We start from the raw sequence: 18,703 nt of genomic DNA on the forward strand, positions 1-18,703 counted from the left end.
GTCGCACAGGGGCCCCTCCGGTCTCAACTCGGCCCCCGCCCCCGCGCGCGGCTGGGCCCCGGGCCCCGCCCCTCGCCCCCCCTGCGGGCCCGCGCGGCGCCCCCCCCCCCCCCCGCCGGGCTGCCTCCGACCAGGAACCATCGGGGCGCCCCTAGGCCGACGAGGTGGCCGACGTCGGCGAGGGGGCCGGGTCGCCCGTGGTGCCCGTGGCACTCGGCTCGACAGGGCTCTCGGCGATCGGGGTCGGCTCGTTCGTGCCGTCGGCGACCGTGCCGGTGCCGCCGTCGGCGGCCGGGGAATCCGACGGATCCGGCGACGGTTCGACGCTGGTCGACGGGCTGGGTTCCGGCGAGGTGGTCACCGTGGGAGACGGATCGGGGTCCGCGGCCGTGGGACTGGTCGCCGGGTTCGGCTGGGGCGCGCTGGCCGAGGGCCGCTGGGGACTGGTCGACGCGCTGGGCACCGGGACGCTCGCGACGGGGGCCGGGACCCCGCTCGCTCCCTGCGACGGAGTGACCCCCGCGCTGACCGTCGCCCCCGGGGTCGGTGTGAACCCGACCCCGGCCGAGTCCGAGGGCTGCACCGACTGGGCGGGCAGCGGAGAGGTGTCGACCTGGCTCGCCGGCTGCTCGTCCTGCTGGCCCGGTACCGGCAACCAGGGCGCGTTCGAGTTGCCGGAGAGAAGGGTGGCGACGATGACGACGGCGTACACGCCGCACACCATGCCGACGGCGATGCCTATCCGGCGGTATCTGCGGCTGCGGCGGCCGGTCTCGTCGACGAAGACGGGGCCGTCGCCGGCACTCGCGTCCGCCCCCTCCTTGGCCTGCCGTACGAGGAACTCCTCCAGCTGCCGGCCGACGCCGTCGAGCTGGACGGTCACCTCGTGCGGGTCATGGGTGTGACCGGCCTCCGAGGTGTTCTCCCACGGGCCCTCGGAGAGCGATCCGGTGTCGCCCGCGCGCGGGCGAACATGGGCGCCTCTGCCTCCGGCGCCACCGAGGCGCGCCGGTGCACCGGCGTGTCTCTGCCGGGGAACAGGGCCGGTGCCGCCCGGGCTGATGCCGGGCAACTGCTGGGTTCCGGACACGGTCTCGGCCTTGGCCGCGGACCCTTCCGGTTGGGCGTCTTCTCGCCACTTCTTCACACGCACGTACATCCCCCCACGGGAACTTTCGGGTGCGCGTACGATTCCGGGCCATTCGTACATCGATGTTCGAATCGGACCCCCATCCGATCCGAGCGCCCCCATTTATCACACTGCAGCCGGGCCTCGAATGTAGCGCACATGGAGGTGCTGTGTTTGCCATGTGTTACTTGTGGATGGAAATGATGTTGAGGTCGATGGCTGGAATCCATCCATCAACAGGCCTCCGAAGCCACCCCTCCTCCCCTGCGAGCTGGGCGGCGGCCCGCCGGAGAGCCTCAAGTCCCGGATGTGTCAGACCCTTCCGCCACACCACCGAAACGGGTGACAACGGAACAGGGTCGACGAGCGGTCGCAGCACTGTCCGGGGCAAGGCCGGAAAATCCACCACGGCCAGGACCGGGTTCCGCGTCTTCGCCATGATCCGCTGGAACTCCTCGTCACCCACGGCAAGCGGAGCGGGTGACGCGATTTCGATGCCCCGTCCATCGAACAGCCGGCGCGCAAGATCGGTCCACTCCGGGGTACGGGGGTTCCCCGCCCCGGCGTACACGCTCTCGCCCGCCAGCGCGTCCAACGGCACCTCGGGCAACGCGGCCAGCGGGTGGTCCTCGGGCAGGACGACGGCCATCGGCTCGTAGCGCACGGGCTGCTGGTCGAGTTGTGCCCGCAACACCGGGTCCAGGCCCGCGAACCGTCCGAACGACGCGTCGAGCCGGCCCGCGAGCAACTCCCCCGCCGCGAAGGTGAGCCCGCTCTCGAACCGGGCCATCAACTCATACTCCGGGGCGAGTTCACGCGCCCGGTGCAGCACCCGCCGCCCGGTCACCAGACCCGGCGAGTTCAGGTCCACCAGCAGCGGCCGGGCCTCCCCGAACGCGGCGAGCAGCTCGTCGTGGGCCGCCAGCACCCGCCGGGCGTACGGCAGCAGCCGCTCACCGTCGGCCGACAGGGTCACCCGCCGGGTCGACCGTACGAAGAGATCGGCGCCCAACTCCCGTTCCAGGCGCCGGATGTCGCGGCTCAGCGCCTGCTGGGCCACGTACAGCCGGGCGGCGGCCCGGGTGAAGTGCAGCTCCTCGGCCACGGCGACGAAGGCGCGGAGAAGACGGGGGTCGAGGTGGGCCGGGACAGACATCCAGGGAACTTACAACAGGAGTGCGTGAATGGGTGGGGATCAGGTGTTGGACCCGGTGATCGGCTCAGGACGACGGTGGACGCATGCCGCAGCCATCACCCCGACCGCATCACCGATCGCATCACCGACCGGACCCACTCCCCCACCCACGCCCGCACCCCCGGCCACTCTCCCGACCGCTCCCCGCCGTCACCCAGGACACCCTGGTCATCGCCGACTTCGGCCCCCGCGGCCGTACCCGGACGCCCGGTGGGACGCCCCGCCCGCCCGGCCCGTACCGCCGGCTCTTCGCCATCCCCGGTGCCCGTGCCTTCACCGCCGGGAACCTGATCGCCCGGCTGCCCATGGGCATGTTCAGCGTGAGCGCGGTCATCATGATCGCCGGGACGCGCGGCTCGTACGCCCTCGCCGGCGCCGTCACCGCGACCGGGCTCGCCGCCACGGCCGTGGTCGCACCCTGGACCGCACGGCTCGTCGACCGGTACGGCCAGGCCCGGATCGCCGTACCAGCCACGGCACTTGCCGCCCTCGGCTCCCTCGCCCTGCTGCTCTGTGTGCACCACGGCGCCCCCGACTGGACCCTCTTCGCCGCGTACGCCGCCACCGCCACGACCCCCAACACGGGCGGTATGTCACGTGCCCGCTGGGCCCATCTCCTGGGCGGCGACAAGAAGGGCGGCCCGGACGCGGAAGCGCTGCACACCGCCAACTCCTTCGAACAGGCCGCCGACGAGCTGTGTTTCATGCTCGGCCCGGTGCTCGCGGCCTTCCTGTGCGGGGCGTTGTTCCCGGAGGCGGGCACGCTGGTCGGGGCGGTGCTGATGATGACCGGCGTTCTCCTCTTCGCCGCCCAGCGGTCGACCGAGCCGCCGGTCCGCGCCCGCGTCGAGGGGCGCCACCCGCGAGGTACGCACGGCACGTCTCCGCTGCGCGCTCCCGGGATGCGCCCACTGCTCGCCGTATGTCTGGCCACGGGTGCGGTGTTCGGGTCGATGGAGGTCGTCACGATCGCCTTCGCCGACGAGCGGGGGCACCGGGCTGCTGCCGGCGCCGTGCTCGCCCTCCAGGCCGCCGGATCGTGCGCGGCCGGTCTGCTGTACGGGGCGCTGCGGCCGGCCGGGCCCGCCGAGCGGCGCCATCCCTGGTGCCTGGGGGCGATGACGGTACTGATGACGCTTCCGCTGCTCGCCGCCGCGCTGACCGGCTCCCTTCTCGTCCTCGCGGGCGCGCTGCTGGTGGCCGGGATGGCCACGGCGCCCACGATGATCACCAACATGGCCCTGATCCAGAGCCGTACTCCCGAGGGCCGTCTGAACGAGGGCATGACCCTCGCGGTGACCGGCCTCCTGGGCGGCATAGCCTGCGGTTCGGCGGCCGGCGGCTGGACGGCGGAGCACATCTCGACCACGGCGGCGTACGGGGTTCCGGTCACGGCGGCGGCGAGTGCACTGCTGCTCTCGCTCGCGAGCCGGGGCCCGACGGCCGAGCGGGCCATCCGGAAGGCCACGCAACAGGCCGCCTGGCAAGTCACCCGGTGAGCCGCCCGCCGGGCCAATTCACGCGCACCCCATTGACTCGTTCACACGCCACACATACCTTCGCCCGTCGAAGCGCTTCGACGTCACGCATCGAATCGATTCGACGACCCCCTGCGTGACGGGACCGAGCTCCATCCAACTCCCCTGGAGGCACTGGATGTCGACGGCAAGAACGCGTGGCGGACGTGCCGGGCGGGTGGTGGTGACGGCGTCGGCCCTGGTCGGGGCCCTGCTGCTGGCCTCGTGCGGCGACTCGGACAGTGGATCGTCCGACGGGAAGACCCTCCGCCTCTGGCACTACGAGGGCCCTGACAGCGCGATGGGCGTGGCCTGGAACGCGGCGATCAAGGAGTTCGAGGCGACGCATCCGGGCGTCAAGGTGAAGTTCGAGGAGAAGGGCTTCGAACAGATCCAGAAGACCGCCCCGATGGTCCTCAACTCCTCCGACGCACCCGACCTGATGGAGTACAACAAGGGCAACGCGACGGCCGGGCACCTGTCGACCCAGGGCTTGCTGACCGATCTCACCGCCGAGGCGTCAAAGCGCGGCTGGGACAAGGAACTTGACGCCGGTGTGCGCACCACCAGCCAGTACGACGCCGACGGGGTGATGGGCTCCGGCAAGTGGTTCGGCGTGCCCAACTACGCCGAGTACACGATGGTGTTCTACAACAAGGAGCTCTTCGCGGAGCACGGGATCTCCGCTCCCCCTAAGACGCTCGCCGAACTCACCGCCGCCATGGACAAGTTCGTCGCCGACGGCATCACCCCGCTCGCCAACGCGGGCGCCGAGTACATGGCCCACCAGTACCTGTACCAGCTCGCGCTGTCGAAGGCGGACCGCGCCTGGGTGGACTCGTACGAGCTGTACAAGGGGAAGACCGACTTCCACGACGCGGCCTGGACCTACGCGGCCGAGACGTTCGCCGACTGGGTGAAGAAGGGGTACATCAGCGAGAAGTCGACCAGCACGAAGGCCGAGGACGCCGGCGTCTCCTTCATCCAGGGCAAGGCGCCGATCCTGTTCTCGGGCAGTTGGTGGTACGGGCGCTTCCAGTCGGAGGCGAAGTTCGACTGGGGCACCTTCCTGTGGCCGGACTCGAACCTCACGCTCGGCTCGGGCGGCAACCTGTGGGTCGTGCCGAAGGGCGCGAAGAACAAGGAGCTCGCCTACGACTTCATCGACATCACCATGTCGAAGAAGATCCAGAACCTGCTGGGCAACAACGGTGGAGTCCCGGTCGCGGCGGACCCGGCCGCCATCACCGACCCGCAGTCCAAGTCGCTCATCGCCGACTTCAACACCCTCTCGGCCAGGGACGGTCTGGCCTTCTACCCCGACTGGCCGATCCCCGGTTTCTACGACGTCCTCGTCTCCGAGACGCAGAAGCTGATGACGGGCAGCGCGAAACCGGACGCGTATCTCGACGCGCTCCAGGAGGCGTACGACAAGGGCGCACCGAAGACATGACGGTGACCGTCGAACGGACGGCCGGTCGCGGCCGGGCCACCAAGGACCGGCGGCGGTACGGGAGTTCGCGCCGCCGCCGGGACTCGTACACCCTCTTCCTCCTTCCCGGGGTGCTCGCGTTCCTCGCCGTGATCGTCGTGCCGTTCCTGATGAACACGGGCGTGAGCTTCACGGACTGGGAGGGCGTGGGCACACCGGAGTGGACGGGGCTCGCCAACTACCGGGAGCTGATGGGCGATTCGGAGTTCTGGGCGTCGTTCCGGCACAGCCTGTTCATGGTGGTGGCGATGGCCGCCGTACCGACGGCGCTCGGACTCGTGCTGGCCGCCGCGCTGTTCGACTACGTCGGCAAGTACTTCGGGAGCCGTTGGGCGGCCGTGCTGCGTGCCTGTTTCTATCTCCCGCAGGTGCTGCCGATCGCGGTCGCCGGCATCGTCTGGAGCTGGATCCTGGCCCCCGACAACGGCTCGCTGAACGAGGTGCTGAAAGCCGTCGGTCTCGGCTCCTGGCAGCAGGACTGGCTCGGCGACCCCGACCTCGCGCTCTACACCGTGATGGGCGTGATGGTCTGGGTCCAGGTCGGTTTCCCGCTGGTCGTCTTCATGGCGGGCCTGCAACGCGTCGACCCGCAGCTGTACGAGGCGGCCGAGCTGGACGGCGCCGGCTGGTGGCGCCGCTTCCGGCACATCACGCTCCCGCAGATCCGGCCCGAGATCTACGTCGTCCTGACCTGGTGCTCGATCGCCGCGCTGAAGGTGTTCGGCGCGGTGTACGTCCTGACGAAGGGCGGCCCGGGCGGGGCGACCAACGTGCCCTCCTACTTCTCCTTCACCACGTTCTTCGAGAAGACCCAGGTCGGCTACGGCGCCGCCATCTCCACCGTCCTGACGGTGATCATCCTCGCCCTCTCGCTCATCGGCCTGAAGCTCCAGACCCGCGCGGAGGACACCGAGGAAGGGATACGTCCATGACGACCGCCCTGCGCCGGTATCCGGTGCTCGCCGCCCTCGTCCTCGCGGCCATGTTCATGGTCGTGCCGTTCCTGATCGTCGCGGTCAACGCCGTGAAGTCGCCCGCCGAGTACTCCGCGAACGGCCCGCTCAGCCTCCCCGAGGGCCTCTATCTGGACGGCATCAAGGACTTCTGGGAGCGCGTCGACTTCGGCCAGAAGCTCGTCAACTCGGTGCTGATCAGCGGGTCGGTGGCCGTGCTGGCGGTCGTCCTGTCGGTGCTGAACGCGTACGCGATCGGTATCGGCCGGATGAAGGGCCGCACCTGGATCCTGGCCTTCTTCGTCCTCGCGAACATGCTGCCGCAGGAGGCGCTGGTCTACCCGGTGTACTACCTGAGCAAGGAGGCGGGCCTGTACGACACCCGGCTGAGCGTGATCATCGTGTTCACGGTGATCCAGGCGGCCTTCGGTACGTATCTGCTGTCGTCCGTGCTCGGCCAGTTCCCCCGGGAGATCATCGAGGCCGCGCGGATCGACGGTGCGAACAAGTGGCAGGTGCTGTGGCGGATCGTGGTCCCGGTCAGCCGCCCCACACTCGGCGTCCTGCTCGTCTTCTTCTTCATCTGGACCTGGAACGAGTTCCTGCTCCCCCTGGTGATGCTGATCTCCAACGACAACCAGACGGTGTCGGTGGCCCTCGGCGTCCTCCAGGGCCAGCGCCTCATGGACGCCACGATGACCAACGCGGCTGCCCTGCTCGGCGTGTTGCCGGCCCTCGTCTTCTTCCTCGTCTTCCAGCGAACGCTCACCCGTGGCATCGCCGTGGGTGCCGTGAAGTAGCCCAGTAGGCCCAGTACCCCAGTACCCCAGTAGTCCCGTAGCAAGGAGACCCCCCACGTGAAGTTCACCGACGGCTACTGGCTGCTGCGCGAGGGCGTCACCGCCGCCCACCCGGTCGAGGTGCTCGATGTGACGGGCGCCGACGGCACGTTGGACATCCACGCGCCGACCCAGCCCATCCGCCACCGCGGCGACCTGCTGAAGGGACCGGTCGTGACGATCAGCGCGCACGCCCCGATGCCCGACGTCATCGGCGTCACGTTCACGCACTTCGAGGGCGAACAGCCGCAGAGCCCTCAATTCGAGGTACGGAAAGAGGACTTGACGGCCCACACGGAGTACGACGACGAGTACGCGACCCTGACCTCCGGGACCCTCTCCGTCCGGGTCAGTCGCACCAGCCCCTGGCACGTCGACTTCCTCGCCCACGGCCGCGTCCTCACCAGCAGCGGCCCCAAGGGCATGGGCATCATGCGGGACACGGCGACCGGGGCGCACTATCTGCGTGAGCAGCTGGGGTTGGGGGTCGGGACGAGCGTCTACGGCCTCGGCGAGCGCTTCGGCCCGCTGGTCAAGAACGGTCAGGTCGTCGACATGTGGAACGCCGACGGCGGCACGGCAACCGAACAGGCCTACAAGAACGTCCCGTTCTACCTCACGGACGCGGGCTACGGCGTGTTCGTCGACCACCCCGGCCGGGTGTCCTTCGAGGTCGCCTCGGAGGCGGTGTCGAGGGTTCAATTCAGCGCGGAAACACAGCAGTTGACGTACTACGTCATCCACGGCCCGACCCCGAAGGACATCCTGCGCAAGTACACGGCCCTGACCGGCCGTCCGGCGCTGCCGCCCCCGTGGTCGTTCGGCCTGTGGCTGTCGACGTCGTTCACCACGTCCTACGACGAGGAGACAGTGACGTCGTTCATCGAGGGCATGCGGGAACGCCAACTCCCGCTGTCCGTCTTCCACTTCGACTGCTTCTGGATGCGCGAGTTCAACTGGTGCGACTTCCGGTGGGACCCGCGGGTGTTCCCGGACCCGGAAGGCATGCTGGCCCGGCTGAAGGAGCGGGGCCTGCACATCAGCGTGTGGATCAACCCGTACATCGCGCAGCGGTCGCCGCTCTTCGCGGAGGGCAAGGCACTCGGCCACCTCCTGCGGAGACCGGACGGGAGTGTCTGGCAGTGGGACCTGTGGCAACCCGGCATGGCACTGGTCGACTTCACCAGCCCAGCCGCCCGTGACTGGTACGCGTCGAAACTGGAGGCGCTGCTCGCGCAGGGCGTCGACTGCTTCAAGACCGACTTCGGTGAACGGGTCCCGCTGGACGTGGAGTTCACCGACGGCTCGGACCCGGAGCGGATGCACAACTACTACACGTACCTCTACAACAGGACCGTCTTCGACGTGCTGCGCAAGCATCGCGGCGAGGGCGAGGCGGTCGTGTTCGCGCGTTCGGCGACGGCAGGCAGCCAGCAGTTCCCGGTCCACTGGGGCGGCGACTGCGAGGCGACGTACGAGTCGATGGCGGAGTCGCTGCGAGGCGGACTGTCCCTCGGGCTCTCCGGCTTCGGCTACTGGAGCCACGACATCGGCGGCTTCGAGGGCACACCGAGCCCGGCCCTGTTCAAGCGCTGGATCGCCTTCGGCCTCCTCTCCTCCCACAGCCGGCTGCACGGCAGCTCCTCCTACCGGGTGCCGTGGCTGTTCGACGAGGAGGCCGTCGACGTACTGCGGCTGTTCACCCGGCTGAAGCTCCGCCTCATGCCGTATCTGTACGAGGCCGCCCGCACCGCCCACCGGGAGGGCGTCCCGATGATGCGCGCGATGGTCCTGGAGTTCCCGGACGACCCCGGATGCGCCCACCTGGAACGGCAGTTCATGCTCGGCCCGGATCTGCTGGTCGCGCCCGTGTTCAGCGACGAGGGGGACGTCTCGTACTACGTCCCCGAGGGCACCTGGACCCACTTCCTCACCGGGCGGACGGTCACCGGCCCTCGCTGGATCCGCGAACAGCACGACTTCCTGAGCGTGCCGCTGCTGGTGCGTCCCGGGGCGGTGATCCCGGTGGGCGCGGTGGACGACCGCCCCGACTACGCGTACGCCGACGGGGTCACCCTGCACGCGTACGGCCTGGAGCGCGGCGCCCAAGTGACGGTACCGATCGACGACTTGACGTTCACAGTCGTGCGCGAGGGGAACACGTTGCGGGCGTCGTGCAGCGATCCCTCGGCGCCGTGGGGACTGTCTGCGGGCGGACGTGAGGTGCGGGCCAAGGCGGGCACCGGGTTCCTGACGGTGGAGCTGGAGCCGGCAGAGCCAGGAGGCGAGTGATGGTGAAGATCACCGATGTGGCGCGGCACGCCGGGGTCTCCCCGAGCACGGTCTCGTACGCCCTCAGTGGCAAGCGCCCGATCTCCGAGGAGACCCGGCAGCGCATCGAACGCTCCATCAGCGAACTCGGCTACCGCCCCCACGCGGGCGCGAGGGCGCTGGCCAGCAGCCGCTCCAACGTACTGGCGCTGGTGATCCCGTTGCGGGCCGGCATCCACGTCCCGGTCGCTATGCGGTTCGCGGTGTCGGTGGTGACGGCCGCGCGCCGGCACGACCACGACGTCCTGCTCCTCACCCAGGAGGAGGGCGAGGCGGGCCTGCACCGGGTGGCGGACACCGCGCTGGTGGACGCGCTGATCGTCATGGACGTCCAACTCGACGACCCCCGGCTGCCGTTGCTGCGCGCGCTGGACGTGCCGTCGGTCCTGATCGGCTTCCCCTCCGACCCGGCCGGCCTGACCTGTATCGACCTCGACTTCAGGGCGGCCGGCGAGCTGTGCGTGGAACGGCTCGCGGGCCTCGGGCACCGGGTGATCGCCCTGGTCGGCTCACCGCCCGAGGTGTACGTCCGCAGGACCGCGTTCGCCCAGCGCGTGGTCCAGGGTTTCACGGCCGCCGCCGACCGGCGCGGTCTGTCGTCGTCGGTCCACCCCTGCGAGGCGTCTCCGGCCGCGGCCAGGGTGGTCGCGGAGCAACTCCTGCGCGAGCACCCGGCGTTGACAGGGGTCGTCGTCCACAACGAACCGGTTCTGGAACCCCTGATCGACGCCTTCGAGCAACTCGGCCTGCGCGTCCCCGGCGACCTCTCCGTCACCGCGATCTGCCCGGACGACCTGGCCGAGAGCCTGCCCGTACCGGTCACCTCGGTCGCCATACCGTCGGCGGAGGTGGGGGCCCGGGCGGTGGAGCTGCTGATGAAGAAGCTGGACGGCACGGGCCAGGTACCGGAGGCGACCCTGCTGCCGCCCCGTCTGACGGAACGGGCGAGCACCGTGCCACGTACGGCCCCGTAAACCGACTGAAGGAGCCGCGAGTGAAAGGCAAGAAGAGAGCCGGACGAAGCAGAAGAAGTCGCAGATACGCGTTCGCGCTGGCGCTGACCCTGGTCGCGGGTCTGGCATCGGCAGTCCCCGCGACCTCCGCACCGTCCGCCGCCCCGGCGTTCCGCGACCCCCAACTCGCGGTCTCCGTACGGGTGAACGACCTCCTGACCCGTCTCACCCTCGCCGAGAAGGTCTCCCTCCTCCACCAGCACCAGCCCGCGATCCCCCGCCTCGGCATCCGGTCCTTCCGCACCGGCACCGAGGCGCTGCACGGGGTGGCGTGGCTGGGCGAGGCCACGGTGTTCCCGCAGGCGATCGGCCTGGCGTCCACCTGGGACCCGGAGTTGATGCGGCAGGTCGGCTCGGCGGTCGGCGACGAGACGCGCGGCTTCCAGCAGGAACGCCCCGAGGGCTGGGGCCTGAACCTCTGGGCGCCCGTGGTCAACCTGCTCCGCGACCCGCGCTGGGGCCGCAACGAGGAGGGCTACAGCGAGGACCCGGAGCTGACCGGCGCACTGTCGACGGCGTACGGACAAGGCCTGACGGGCGGCGACCCGAACCACCTCAAGACAGCCCCGACCCTGAAGCACTACCTGGCGAACAACAACGAGAAGAACCGCACGACGACGTCCTCGGACCTGCGCCCGCGCGTGGCGAAGGAGTACGACGAGGCGGCCTTCAGACCGGCGATCGAGGCGGACGCGGCGACGGGCGTGATGTCGTCGTACAACCTGGTCAACGGCCGCCCCGCCACGGTGAATCCGGACCTGGACGAGGTCGTGCGTTCCTGGACGGACCAGGACCTCCTCAACGTCACCGACGCTTTCGCCCCGGCCAACCTCCCCGGCGACCAGCGCTACTACCCCACCCTCGCCGAGGGCGACGCGGCGGCGCTGAAGGCGGGCATCGACAGCTTCACGGACAACGGAGCGGACTCGGCCCCGACGGTCGACGCCGTCAACTCGGCGCTGCGACAAGGCATGTTGGCGGAGTCGGACATCGACACGGCGGTCTCGCACATCCTCTCCGTCCGGGTCCGGCTGGGCGAGTTCGACCCGGGCGGCGGGAAGTACGGCTCGATCGACAGCTCGGTGATCAACAGCCCGGCGCACCGGAAACTGGCGCGCGAGGCGGCGGCCGAGGGCACGGTACTGCTGAAGAACGACGGCGCGCTGCCGCTGCGGAAGTCGCAGAAGAACGTGGCGGTGGTCGGCCCGCTGGCCGACACCCTGTACACCGACTGGTACTCGGGCACCCTGCCGTACGCGGTCACGCCCGCCGAGGGCATCGCGTCGAAGCTCGGCACGGACGTGACGACCAGCGAGGGCGTCGACCGCATCACGCTGCGGAACGCGGAGACGGGCGCGTATGTGACGGCGGGCGCGGGCGAGGCGGGCGCGGCCCTGCGGGAGTCCGCGACGACGCCGGGCATGGAGAGCGGCTTCGACGTCTTCGACTGGGGCGCGGGAGTGGTCGCCCTGCGCTCGGCGGCGAACGGCAGGTACGTGGGCTACAACTGGTCGGGCTTCGTCAACGACCAGGTACAGCCCGGGGGTTGGTACGTCCAGCAGCAGTTCGCGCTGGAGCCCCAGAACGACGGCACGGGCACGTATCTGCTGCGCTATGCGGGCTACGAGACCGAGGAGCCCTGGTGGACGAACCCGGTCTACGTCGGCCCCACGGGAGCCGACGGCACCCTGGGCCTGGTCCCCAAGGAGCAGGCCGCGCGCTACACGAAGGACGTGGTCCGGGACGGTTCGGCCGAGGCCGTGGCGGCGGTCCGGGGCAAGGACGCGGCGGTGGTCGTGATCGGCTCGAACCCCTCGATCAACGGCCGCGAGGCCCACGACCGCACCGACATGGGCCTGGCCCCCTCCCAGGAGTCCCTGGTCAGAGCGGTGCGGGCGGCAAACCCGAACACGGTGGTGATCGTCGAGAACAGCTACCCGACCACCCTGGGCTCACTCCAGAAGAAGATCCCCGCCCTCCTCTGGACGTCCCACGCGGGCCAGGAGACGGGCAACGCGCTGGCCGACATCCTGTACGGCGACACGAACCCGGCGGGCCGCCTGACCCAGACCTGGTACCGGTCGGAGGCGGACCTCCCGTCGATCCTCGACTACGACATCATCAAGTCCGACCGCACCTACCAGTACTTCAAGGGCCGCCCGCTGTACCCCTTCGGCCACGGCCTGTCGTACACGACGTTCCGCTACGGCGAGTTGAGGCGGACGGCCGACGGCTACGAGATCCCGGTGACGAACACGGGCACGCGGACCGGCGACGAGGTGGTGCAGCTGTACGTGCACCAGCGGGCGTCGCGCGACAAACAGCCCCTGAAGCAGCTGAAGGCGTTCGAGCGCGTGTCGCTGCGACCGGGTGAGACACGGACGGTACACCTGAAGGTGGGGGTGCGGGACCTCGCGCACTGGGACGTCACCCGTTCCAAGTGGGCGGTGGAGAAGGGGAGTTACGACGTGCTGGTGGGCGCGTCCTCGTCGGACATCCGCACCCGGGCGACCTGGCGGGCACAGGGCGAGACGATCCCGCCCCGGAACCTGTCGCGCGTGACACGCGCCGAGAACTTCGACGACTACTCCGGCATCCGCCTGGTCGACGAGTCGAAGGTGCGCGGAACGTCGGTGTCGGCTGCGCCCGAGGGGGCCTGGCTGAAGTTCGGCGACGGTCAACTGGGCTCCGGAATCCGGGAGTTCACGGCCCAGGTCGCCGGCGCCGCCGGCACCGTCGAGGTCCGGCTCGGCTCCCCGACCGGCAGACTCCTCGGCACGGCCCGTACGGACGGCACCTCGTCGCCGTACACCTACGAGACGGTGACGGCCGGCCTGTCGGGCTCGGCGAAGGGCCGTACGGACGTGTACCTGGTCCTGTCCCCGGGCCTGCGTCTGTCGACGTTCAGCCTGCGCTGACGGCGACCGGCGCCGCCGCGTACCGGCTCACCACCCGAGCCGGTACGCGGCGTGCACGCACCGTTACACCTGCCGGTCCCCTCGCCAGCTGACCGAGGTCAGCGCGGCCAGCCCACCGTTGGCCAGGCCTTTGTAGGTCACCGTCCGGTCCGGGCCCGCCTCGTGCGCGACGCGTCTCGCCAGCTCCGCACCTGCACGGAACAGCCGCTCGAACTCGGCGTCGTACTTGCCGTCCACCCGGTCCCGCACCTCCAGGTTCACCGTGTCGTCGATGCTCCGCGCCCACCCGTACAGGTCGGCGACAAGACCGTCGGACAGGGCCAGCGCGGCGGCCGGATCGTCCGGGAAGAAGTCCCCGAATCCCTCCGAGCGCAACGGACCGAACCTGAACTCGCCCTCGACCGTGAGGTCGACCGGGTGCGGAGGCGTGCCGTGGGCGTCACGCTCCCAGTGGAACCGGTCGCACCCCCAGCACACCCACTTCTCCGTGCGGTGCTGCTCGTCCCAGTACCGCACGGTCCACGCCGGCCCGAGCCGCGCGGCCAGCCGCCGGGCGACCGCCAGCCCCTGCTTGACGTGCCCCCGCAGCTCCGGACGGGAGGTGAACCCGCCCGGCGGACGGGACCGGGCCCATGAACGCAGCGCGTCGGCCAGATCCGCCGGGAGGAGCAACCGCTCGTCGTCCAGCGGCACACAACGGGTGAAGGCGCCGAGGTCGTCGAAGGCCCAGGGGTCCTCCGTCTCGAACAGCGGAGACGGTTCGCCCCGCGCCTGCACCAGCAGGTGCCGCGGTTCTTCGAGGGTCATGCGATGTTCGCTCCGATCACGTATCCGTTGTCGCCCACACTGACGGCCACACGGTGGACCTTGCCCAGGAAGGCGACCTCGAGGATAGGCCTGCCGGCCCCCTGGGTGCCGACCCTCGTGCCCTGGGTCAGGGCCGTCCTCACGAGGGCCGGGATGTCGTCCACCCGGACTCCCGCGTTCGCGAACTCGCCCGCGTGCCGGAACACGATGTGGGTCAGACCCGCGTTGACGGTGCCCTTCTCCAGCCAGGCGATGGGCAGGCCGGGCTTGGCGTAGTTGATGACCCAGAGCGTGCTCGCCCTGTCGATCTTGACGCCGGCGTCCTTGAGCTTGTCCAGCAGCTTGGTGTCGAGAGGGCCTCGGGCGATCTTCGCCCGTTCCGCCACCGAGGTCGCGACACGCAGCCCCATGCCCGCCGCACTGGTGGCGTCGGCGACATCGAGGGCGCCCTTCTCGCCGTAGATCTTCTTCAGGTCCGCGAGGATGCCTGCGGCGTCCTCACCGGTCTTGATGGCGATTTCGACCCGCTGGGCGATCTTGACCGCATTGGCGAGCTTCGTGAACATCGCCTGCGGCACGAAGAGCGTGGCGGCCCAGGCGCAGCTGGACTTGTCACCGTGGAAGCACTCGGCGACGTCGCCCAGCACGATCTCGTACAGGATCGCGCCGGCCGTCTCCCCGAAGAGCGCCTGCCAGCCGATCCGGGTGATGTCCTCGAAGCTGAAGTGGTGGGTCCACTCCTGCTTCTGGTCCGCGAACGACTTCGTGTCGAGGAAGACCCAGTCCGCCTTCGGGCAGCCTGTCTCGGTGGCGGGGACATCGGGGTTGGCGCAGTAGTAGTAGCTGACCGTGAGGTTGAGACGCAGCTCGTACGTCACCGTGCAGCCCTGGACCACGTACTCGCACTCGTTGAGCTGCTTGGCCGGTGCCGCGTCGGTCATCTTGTCGACGACGTAGAAGACACCCTCGATGCCGGAGCCGGAACCCTCGGCGACCGTCTCGTTGGAGCCCTTGCGCTCCGAGGACTCGAAGGCCTCCTGCGCCGAGTCCGCGTACTTCTGCGCGTCCTTCGCCGCCTCCTCCGCGATCATTGCCTCGGCGTCGGCCCGGTCGGCCGCCGCGCGGGCGTCCTTCGCCGCTTGTTCGGCCTGCGACGCGGCCTGGCGGGCCGCAGCCGCGTCCAGGGCCGCCTGGTCGGCGGAGGCGCGGGCGTCCTTGGCGTAGCCCTCGGCACGCCCGGCGGCCCGGTCGGCCGCTGCCGCGTCCAGGGTCGCCTGACGGTCGTACTCGATGGTGCGGGCCAGTGACTTCTGCGCCTCGGCCGCGTACTGCGCCGCCTCCGCCGAGTAACCCATCGCCTCCTTGGCCGACTTGCGGGCCTGCGCCGCGAACCCTGCGGCCTCCGAGGCCAGCACGAGTGCCGCCTTCGCGTCGCCCGTCGCCGCGTTCGCGGTGCTCTGGGCCTGCGACGCGACCTTCGCCGCGTTCGCCTCGTGCGCCTCCGCGACGGCCACCTGCTGCTGGGCGATCGTCTTCGTCGACTGCCCGGTCAGGACCACGAGCCCCGCGGCGGAGTCCGTGGTGACGTACGGCGAGCCGAGCTGGATCGCGTCGTTGGCCGGCGCGGCCACCTGCTGCGCCGCGTTACGGGCGTCCTCCGCCGCCTGCGCGGTCGCGTACGCATGACCGACGGCCTCCGCCGCACCCGCGACCGCCTTGACGGCTTCCGCCCCGGCCACGTCGGCGTGTGTCTTCGCCTCGGCCGCGTACTTCTCGGCCGCGTCGGCGAGTTCGTCGGCCGTACGGGCCGCCTGAGCCGCCGTCTGCGACGCCTTGATGGCGTCGGCCGCCGAGGCCGTCGCCGTACGGACCGCCGCGTCCGCCCGCAGCTTCGCCGCGTTCGCCGCGTCCGACTCCGAACGGGCCCGCTTGGCCGCCGCCTCGGCACGCGTCGCCGCCGCGTCGGCATCGGCCGCCGCCCGCGTCGCCGCGTTCGCCTCGCCACGGGCCGACACGGCTGCCGACTCCGCGTCACTCGCGTGCCGGTCCGCCTCGTCCGCCGCCGCCCGCGACGCCGTCGCCTGGTCGTCGGCGTCGTGCGCGTCGGCGTACGCCCCCTTCGCGTCGGCCTTCGCGCGCGCCGTGTCGGCCTTGCTCTCGGCGTCCCACGCGTCGTCCCGCTTGGCCTTCGCCCTGTCCCGCGCCGCCTCCGCGTCCTGCCGACGCTCACGCGCCGTCGTCTCGGACGCCTCCGCCCGGCCCTTGGCGCCGGTGGCCTCGGTGGCGTACCCCTCGGCGTTCTGCCGGTGCTGCGCGGCCTCGGCCTGCTTCTGCGCGGCGGTCTCCTTCTCCGCCTTCGCCGTCAGCTCCTCCTTCTCCGCGTTCAGCCGGTGGGCCCGCGCATCGGCGGCAGCCGCCTTCGCGTCCGCCTCCGCCTTCTGCGTCTCGCCCAGCTTGGCCTTGGCGAGATCCCGGGCGGCCTTCGCGTTCTGCGCCTGTACGGCGGCAGCGTCGGCGGCGGCCTTCGCCTGCTCCCTGGCCTGGTTCGCGGCGGCCGTACGGAACGCCGCCTTCGACGCGGCCGTCTGCGTCACCGCACGCGCGGCGATGGTCGCGCTGTCCCCGGCGGCGGCCCGCGTGGCCGCGTCAGCCGTCTCGCCGGCCTTCACCAGCGCGTCCAGCGCGGCCGACGACGCCTTCGTGACCTGCGCCTTCTGCTGACCGACCAGCAGTCCGCGCCCTCGCGGAGCCCCCGCCCTGTCGGCGATGGCGTACGCGGCCTGCTCGGCCGTGTCCGTCGCGGTGGCCGCCTTCTTCGCGGCAGCGGCCTGCGCCTTGATCGCCGCGAGCTGCTTGGCCGACGCGGCCTGGGCGGCGGCGATACCCGCCTTCGCCTTGGCGAACTGGCCCGTCGTCGGGTAGCTCAGGCTGTCGGTGCCGTTGTGACCGGACGGCGTGATGTCGAACTTCTGCGGGACGGTGCCCTTGCAGTCCCACATCCGCCCGTCACGGCTGTTGTCGTACGTCGCGAGGTCGAGGCAGTTACCGGTGCCCGTGTTGAACAGCCGCGTGGTGGCGTGGGTGTCGTACTCCCACTTCTGCGCGGCGCTGCCGTTGCAGGTCCAGATCTGTACGGCCGTCCCGTTGGCGCTGCCGGAGCTCTTCACGTCCAGGCACTTGCCGGAGTTGACGTTGACGAGCGTGTCGCCGCTGATCTGCCACTTCTGCCCGGCGCCGCCGTTACAGGTGAAGATCTGCACGAGCGAACCGTTGGTCTTGCCCGCGCCGGCCACTTCGAGGCACTTGCCGGAGGAGCCGTTCGCGTGGACGACCATCGGGCTGTCGCCGATCCAGCCGGGACCACCGGCGGACCAGTAACTCTGCCAGCGGGTCAGGTGGTCGGCGATCCAGGACTGGCCCAGCATCTCGCCGAGCGCCTTCGAGCCGGCCGCGAGGGCCTTCACCGCGTCACGGTTGGCGCCCAGGATCTGGTTGCGCGGCGCGGCCTGCGACGCGATCTCCTGCTGCCACTCCGCCGACGCGGCGGCCACCTGCCTGCCGAGCACCTTGCTCGGGTCGACCGGCCCACGCCACGCGCACGCCGCGAACCGTGTCTTCAAGTCCTCGACGGCAAGCCGGTATTCGACGGTGCCCGGCTCAGCCGCCGTACGCGGGAACCCACCTGACGCCAGGAAGAGCCGCGCGTCGTCCGAACCTGTCGGCCGCGGGCTCCAGTTGACCAGGTCGTCCCACGCCTGGTGCTCGGTGAACGCCTGGTTCCACTCCGGTGCGGGCAGCGACGGGTCCGGGGAACTGCCGTAGAGCGGGGTGCCGAGATCCCTGACCGCCTTCACCGTGGCCTCGTCGGCCTTCGGCGTGGGGTCCTCGTAGAAGTCGCCCTCGGTCTTCCAGAACTGGTCGTAGATCCACTGCGAGAGACCGGTCTGGCTGTGGAAGTCCTCCTTGTCGCTGCCGGGCAGCCCCGGCGGGTCCTGGAAGTCCGCGACACTCGAGAACCCGCCCGGGGTCGGCAGCCCCGACACCGGCTTCTGCCAGTCCTGAAGGCGGGCGTACAGCGCGCTGCCTTCCTTGTCGGCGGCGTCCTTGTCCTGCTGGAACGCCGTCGCCAGCGGAGTCCCGTTCCAGTACTCCCGGTTCGCCGCTGTGTGCAGCTTGTCCGGGGTCTGGTTGAGCGCGTCCTGCGCGGTGGTGAACATGCCCGACCCGCCGAGTCGCAGCGCGCCGGCCATCAGGCACTGGTCCTGCCGCAGTTGCTCGGCGGCGGCGCTGTCGAAGCCGTCGTAGCTGTCGTCGACGGCGGCCACGGGCGCGGTGTCGGTGTCCGTGTACCGTGCGGCCAGTTCGGGCCGGGCGGCGACCGTGCTCAGGACGGCCACGGAGAGAACGATCGGAACCACGCGCGCGAAGCGTCTTGTAGATCTTCGCAAGAAGAACATCCCCCTCATGAACAAAGGCAGGCAGGGGTTGTCCGTCCTGCCCGTCCGTCCG

11 protein-coding genes are annotated in these 18,703 nt (G+C 70.5%); 7 read left to right on the forward strand and 4 right to left on the reverse strand.

Annotated elements, in window-relative coordinates; genetic code table 11:
* Positions 1-151: 151 nt before the first annotated feature.
* Both ACH4TV_RS07605 and ACH4TV_RS07610 read right to left on the reverse strand, forming a co-directional pair.
* Entirely contained in the window at positions 152-1,159 is a 1,008-nt protein-coding gene (locus tag ACH4TV_RS07605; protein ID WP_398395157.1) for a hypothetical protein, read from the reverse strand.
* 154 nt (positions 1,160-1,313) lie between these two features.
* Positions 1,314-2,285 (reverse strand): LysR family transcriptional regulator, encoded by a 972-nt coding sequence (locus tag ACH4TV_RS07610; RefSeq protein WP_398395159.1) that lies wholly within the window; start codon positions 2,283-2,285, stop codon positions 1,314-1,316.
* 83 nt (positions 2,286-2,368) lie between these two features.
* Here ACH4TV_RS07610 and ACH4TV_RS07615 point away from each other — a divergent pair, with 83 nt between their 5' ends.
* The 7 genes from ACH4TV_RS07615 (at position 2,369) to ACH4TV_RS07645 (ending at position 13,387) form a co-directional block, all read left to right on the forward strand.
* Positions 2,369-3,823, forward strand: a complete 1,455-nt coding sequence (locus ACH4TV_RS07615) for an MFS transporter (protein ID WP_398395161.1) — start codon at positions 2,369-2,371, stop codon at positions 3,821-3,823.
* 157 nt (positions 3,824-3,980) lie between these two features.
* Positions 3,981-5,294 carry an ABC transporter substrate-binding protein gene (locus ACH4TV_RS07620; RefSeq protein ID WP_398395163.1) on the forward strand — a complete coding sequence of 438 codons (1,314 nt, stop codon included), beginning with the start codon at positions 3,981-3,983 and terminating at the stop codon, positions 5,292-5,294.
* Complete coding sequence (locus ACH4TV_RS07625) at positions 5,291-6,265, forward strand: carbohydrate ABC transporter permease (protein ID WP_398395165.1); 975 nt, start codon at positions 5,291-5,293, stop codon at positions 6,263-6,265. The genes ACH4TV_RS07620 and ACH4TV_RS07625 overlap by 4 nt, the downstream gene beginning before the upstream one ends.
* Entirely contained in the window at positions 6,262-7,086 is an 825-nt protein-coding gene (locus ACH4TV_RS07630; RefSeq protein WP_398395167.1) for a carbohydrate ABC transporter permease, read from the forward strand. The genes ACH4TV_RS07625 and ACH4TV_RS07630 overlap by 4 nt, the downstream gene beginning before the upstream one ends.
* Positions 7,087-7,143: 57 nt before the next feature.
* Positions 7,144-9,417: an alpha-xylosidase gene (gene yicI / locus ACH4TV_RS07635; RefSeq protein WP_398395168.1), complete on the forward strand. Its 2,274-nt coding sequence runs from the start codon at positions 7,144-7,146 to the stop codon at positions 9,415-9,417.
* Positions 9,417-10,430 carry a LacI family DNA-binding transcriptional regulator gene (locus ACH4TV_RS07640; RefSeq protein WP_398395170.1) on the forward strand — a complete coding sequence of 338 codons (1,014 nt, stop codon included), beginning with the start codon at positions 9,417-9,419 and terminating at the stop codon, positions 10,428-10,430. The genes yicI and ACH4TV_RS07640 overlap by 1 nt, the downstream gene beginning before the upstream one ends.
* 20 nt (positions 10,431-10,450) lie before the next feature.
* On the forward strand, positions 10,451-13,387 hold the full coding sequence (locus tag ACH4TV_RS07645) for a glycoside hydrolase family 3 C-terminal domain-containing protein (RefSeq protein ID WP_398395172.1): 2,937 nt from the start codon (positions 10,451-10,453) through the stop codon (positions 13,385-13,387).
* Between the two features lie 63 nt (positions 13,388-13,450).
* Here the strand turns inward: ACH4TV_RS07645 and ACH4TV_RS07650 are convergent, their stop codons facing one another.
* Together ACH4TV_RS07650 and ACH4TV_RS07655 are read right to left on the reverse strand one after the other, a co-directional pair.
* Positions 13,451-14,194 carry a hypothetical protein gene (locus ACH4TV_RS07650; protein WP_398395174.1) on the reverse strand — a complete coding sequence of 248 codons (744 nt, stop codon included), beginning with the start codon at positions 14,192-14,194 and terminating at the stop codon, positions 13,451-13,453.
* On the reverse strand, positions 14,191-18,651 hold the full coding sequence (locus ACH4TV_RS07655; protein WP_398395176.1) for an RICIN domain-containing protein: 4,461 nt from the start codon (positions 18,649-18,651) through the stop codon (positions 14,191-14,193). Before ACH4TV_RS07655 ends, ACH4TV_RS07650 begins: the two co-directional genes overlap by 4 nt.
* Between the last annotated feature and the right edge of the window lie 52 nt (positions 18,652-18,703).

Origin of the sequence: Streptomyces sp. NPDC020898, assembly GCF_044333925.1 — a bacterium.
In the GTDB taxonomy this organism is placed as follows: Bacteria; Actinomycetota; Actinomycetes; order Streptomycetales; family Streptomycetaceae; genus Streptomyces.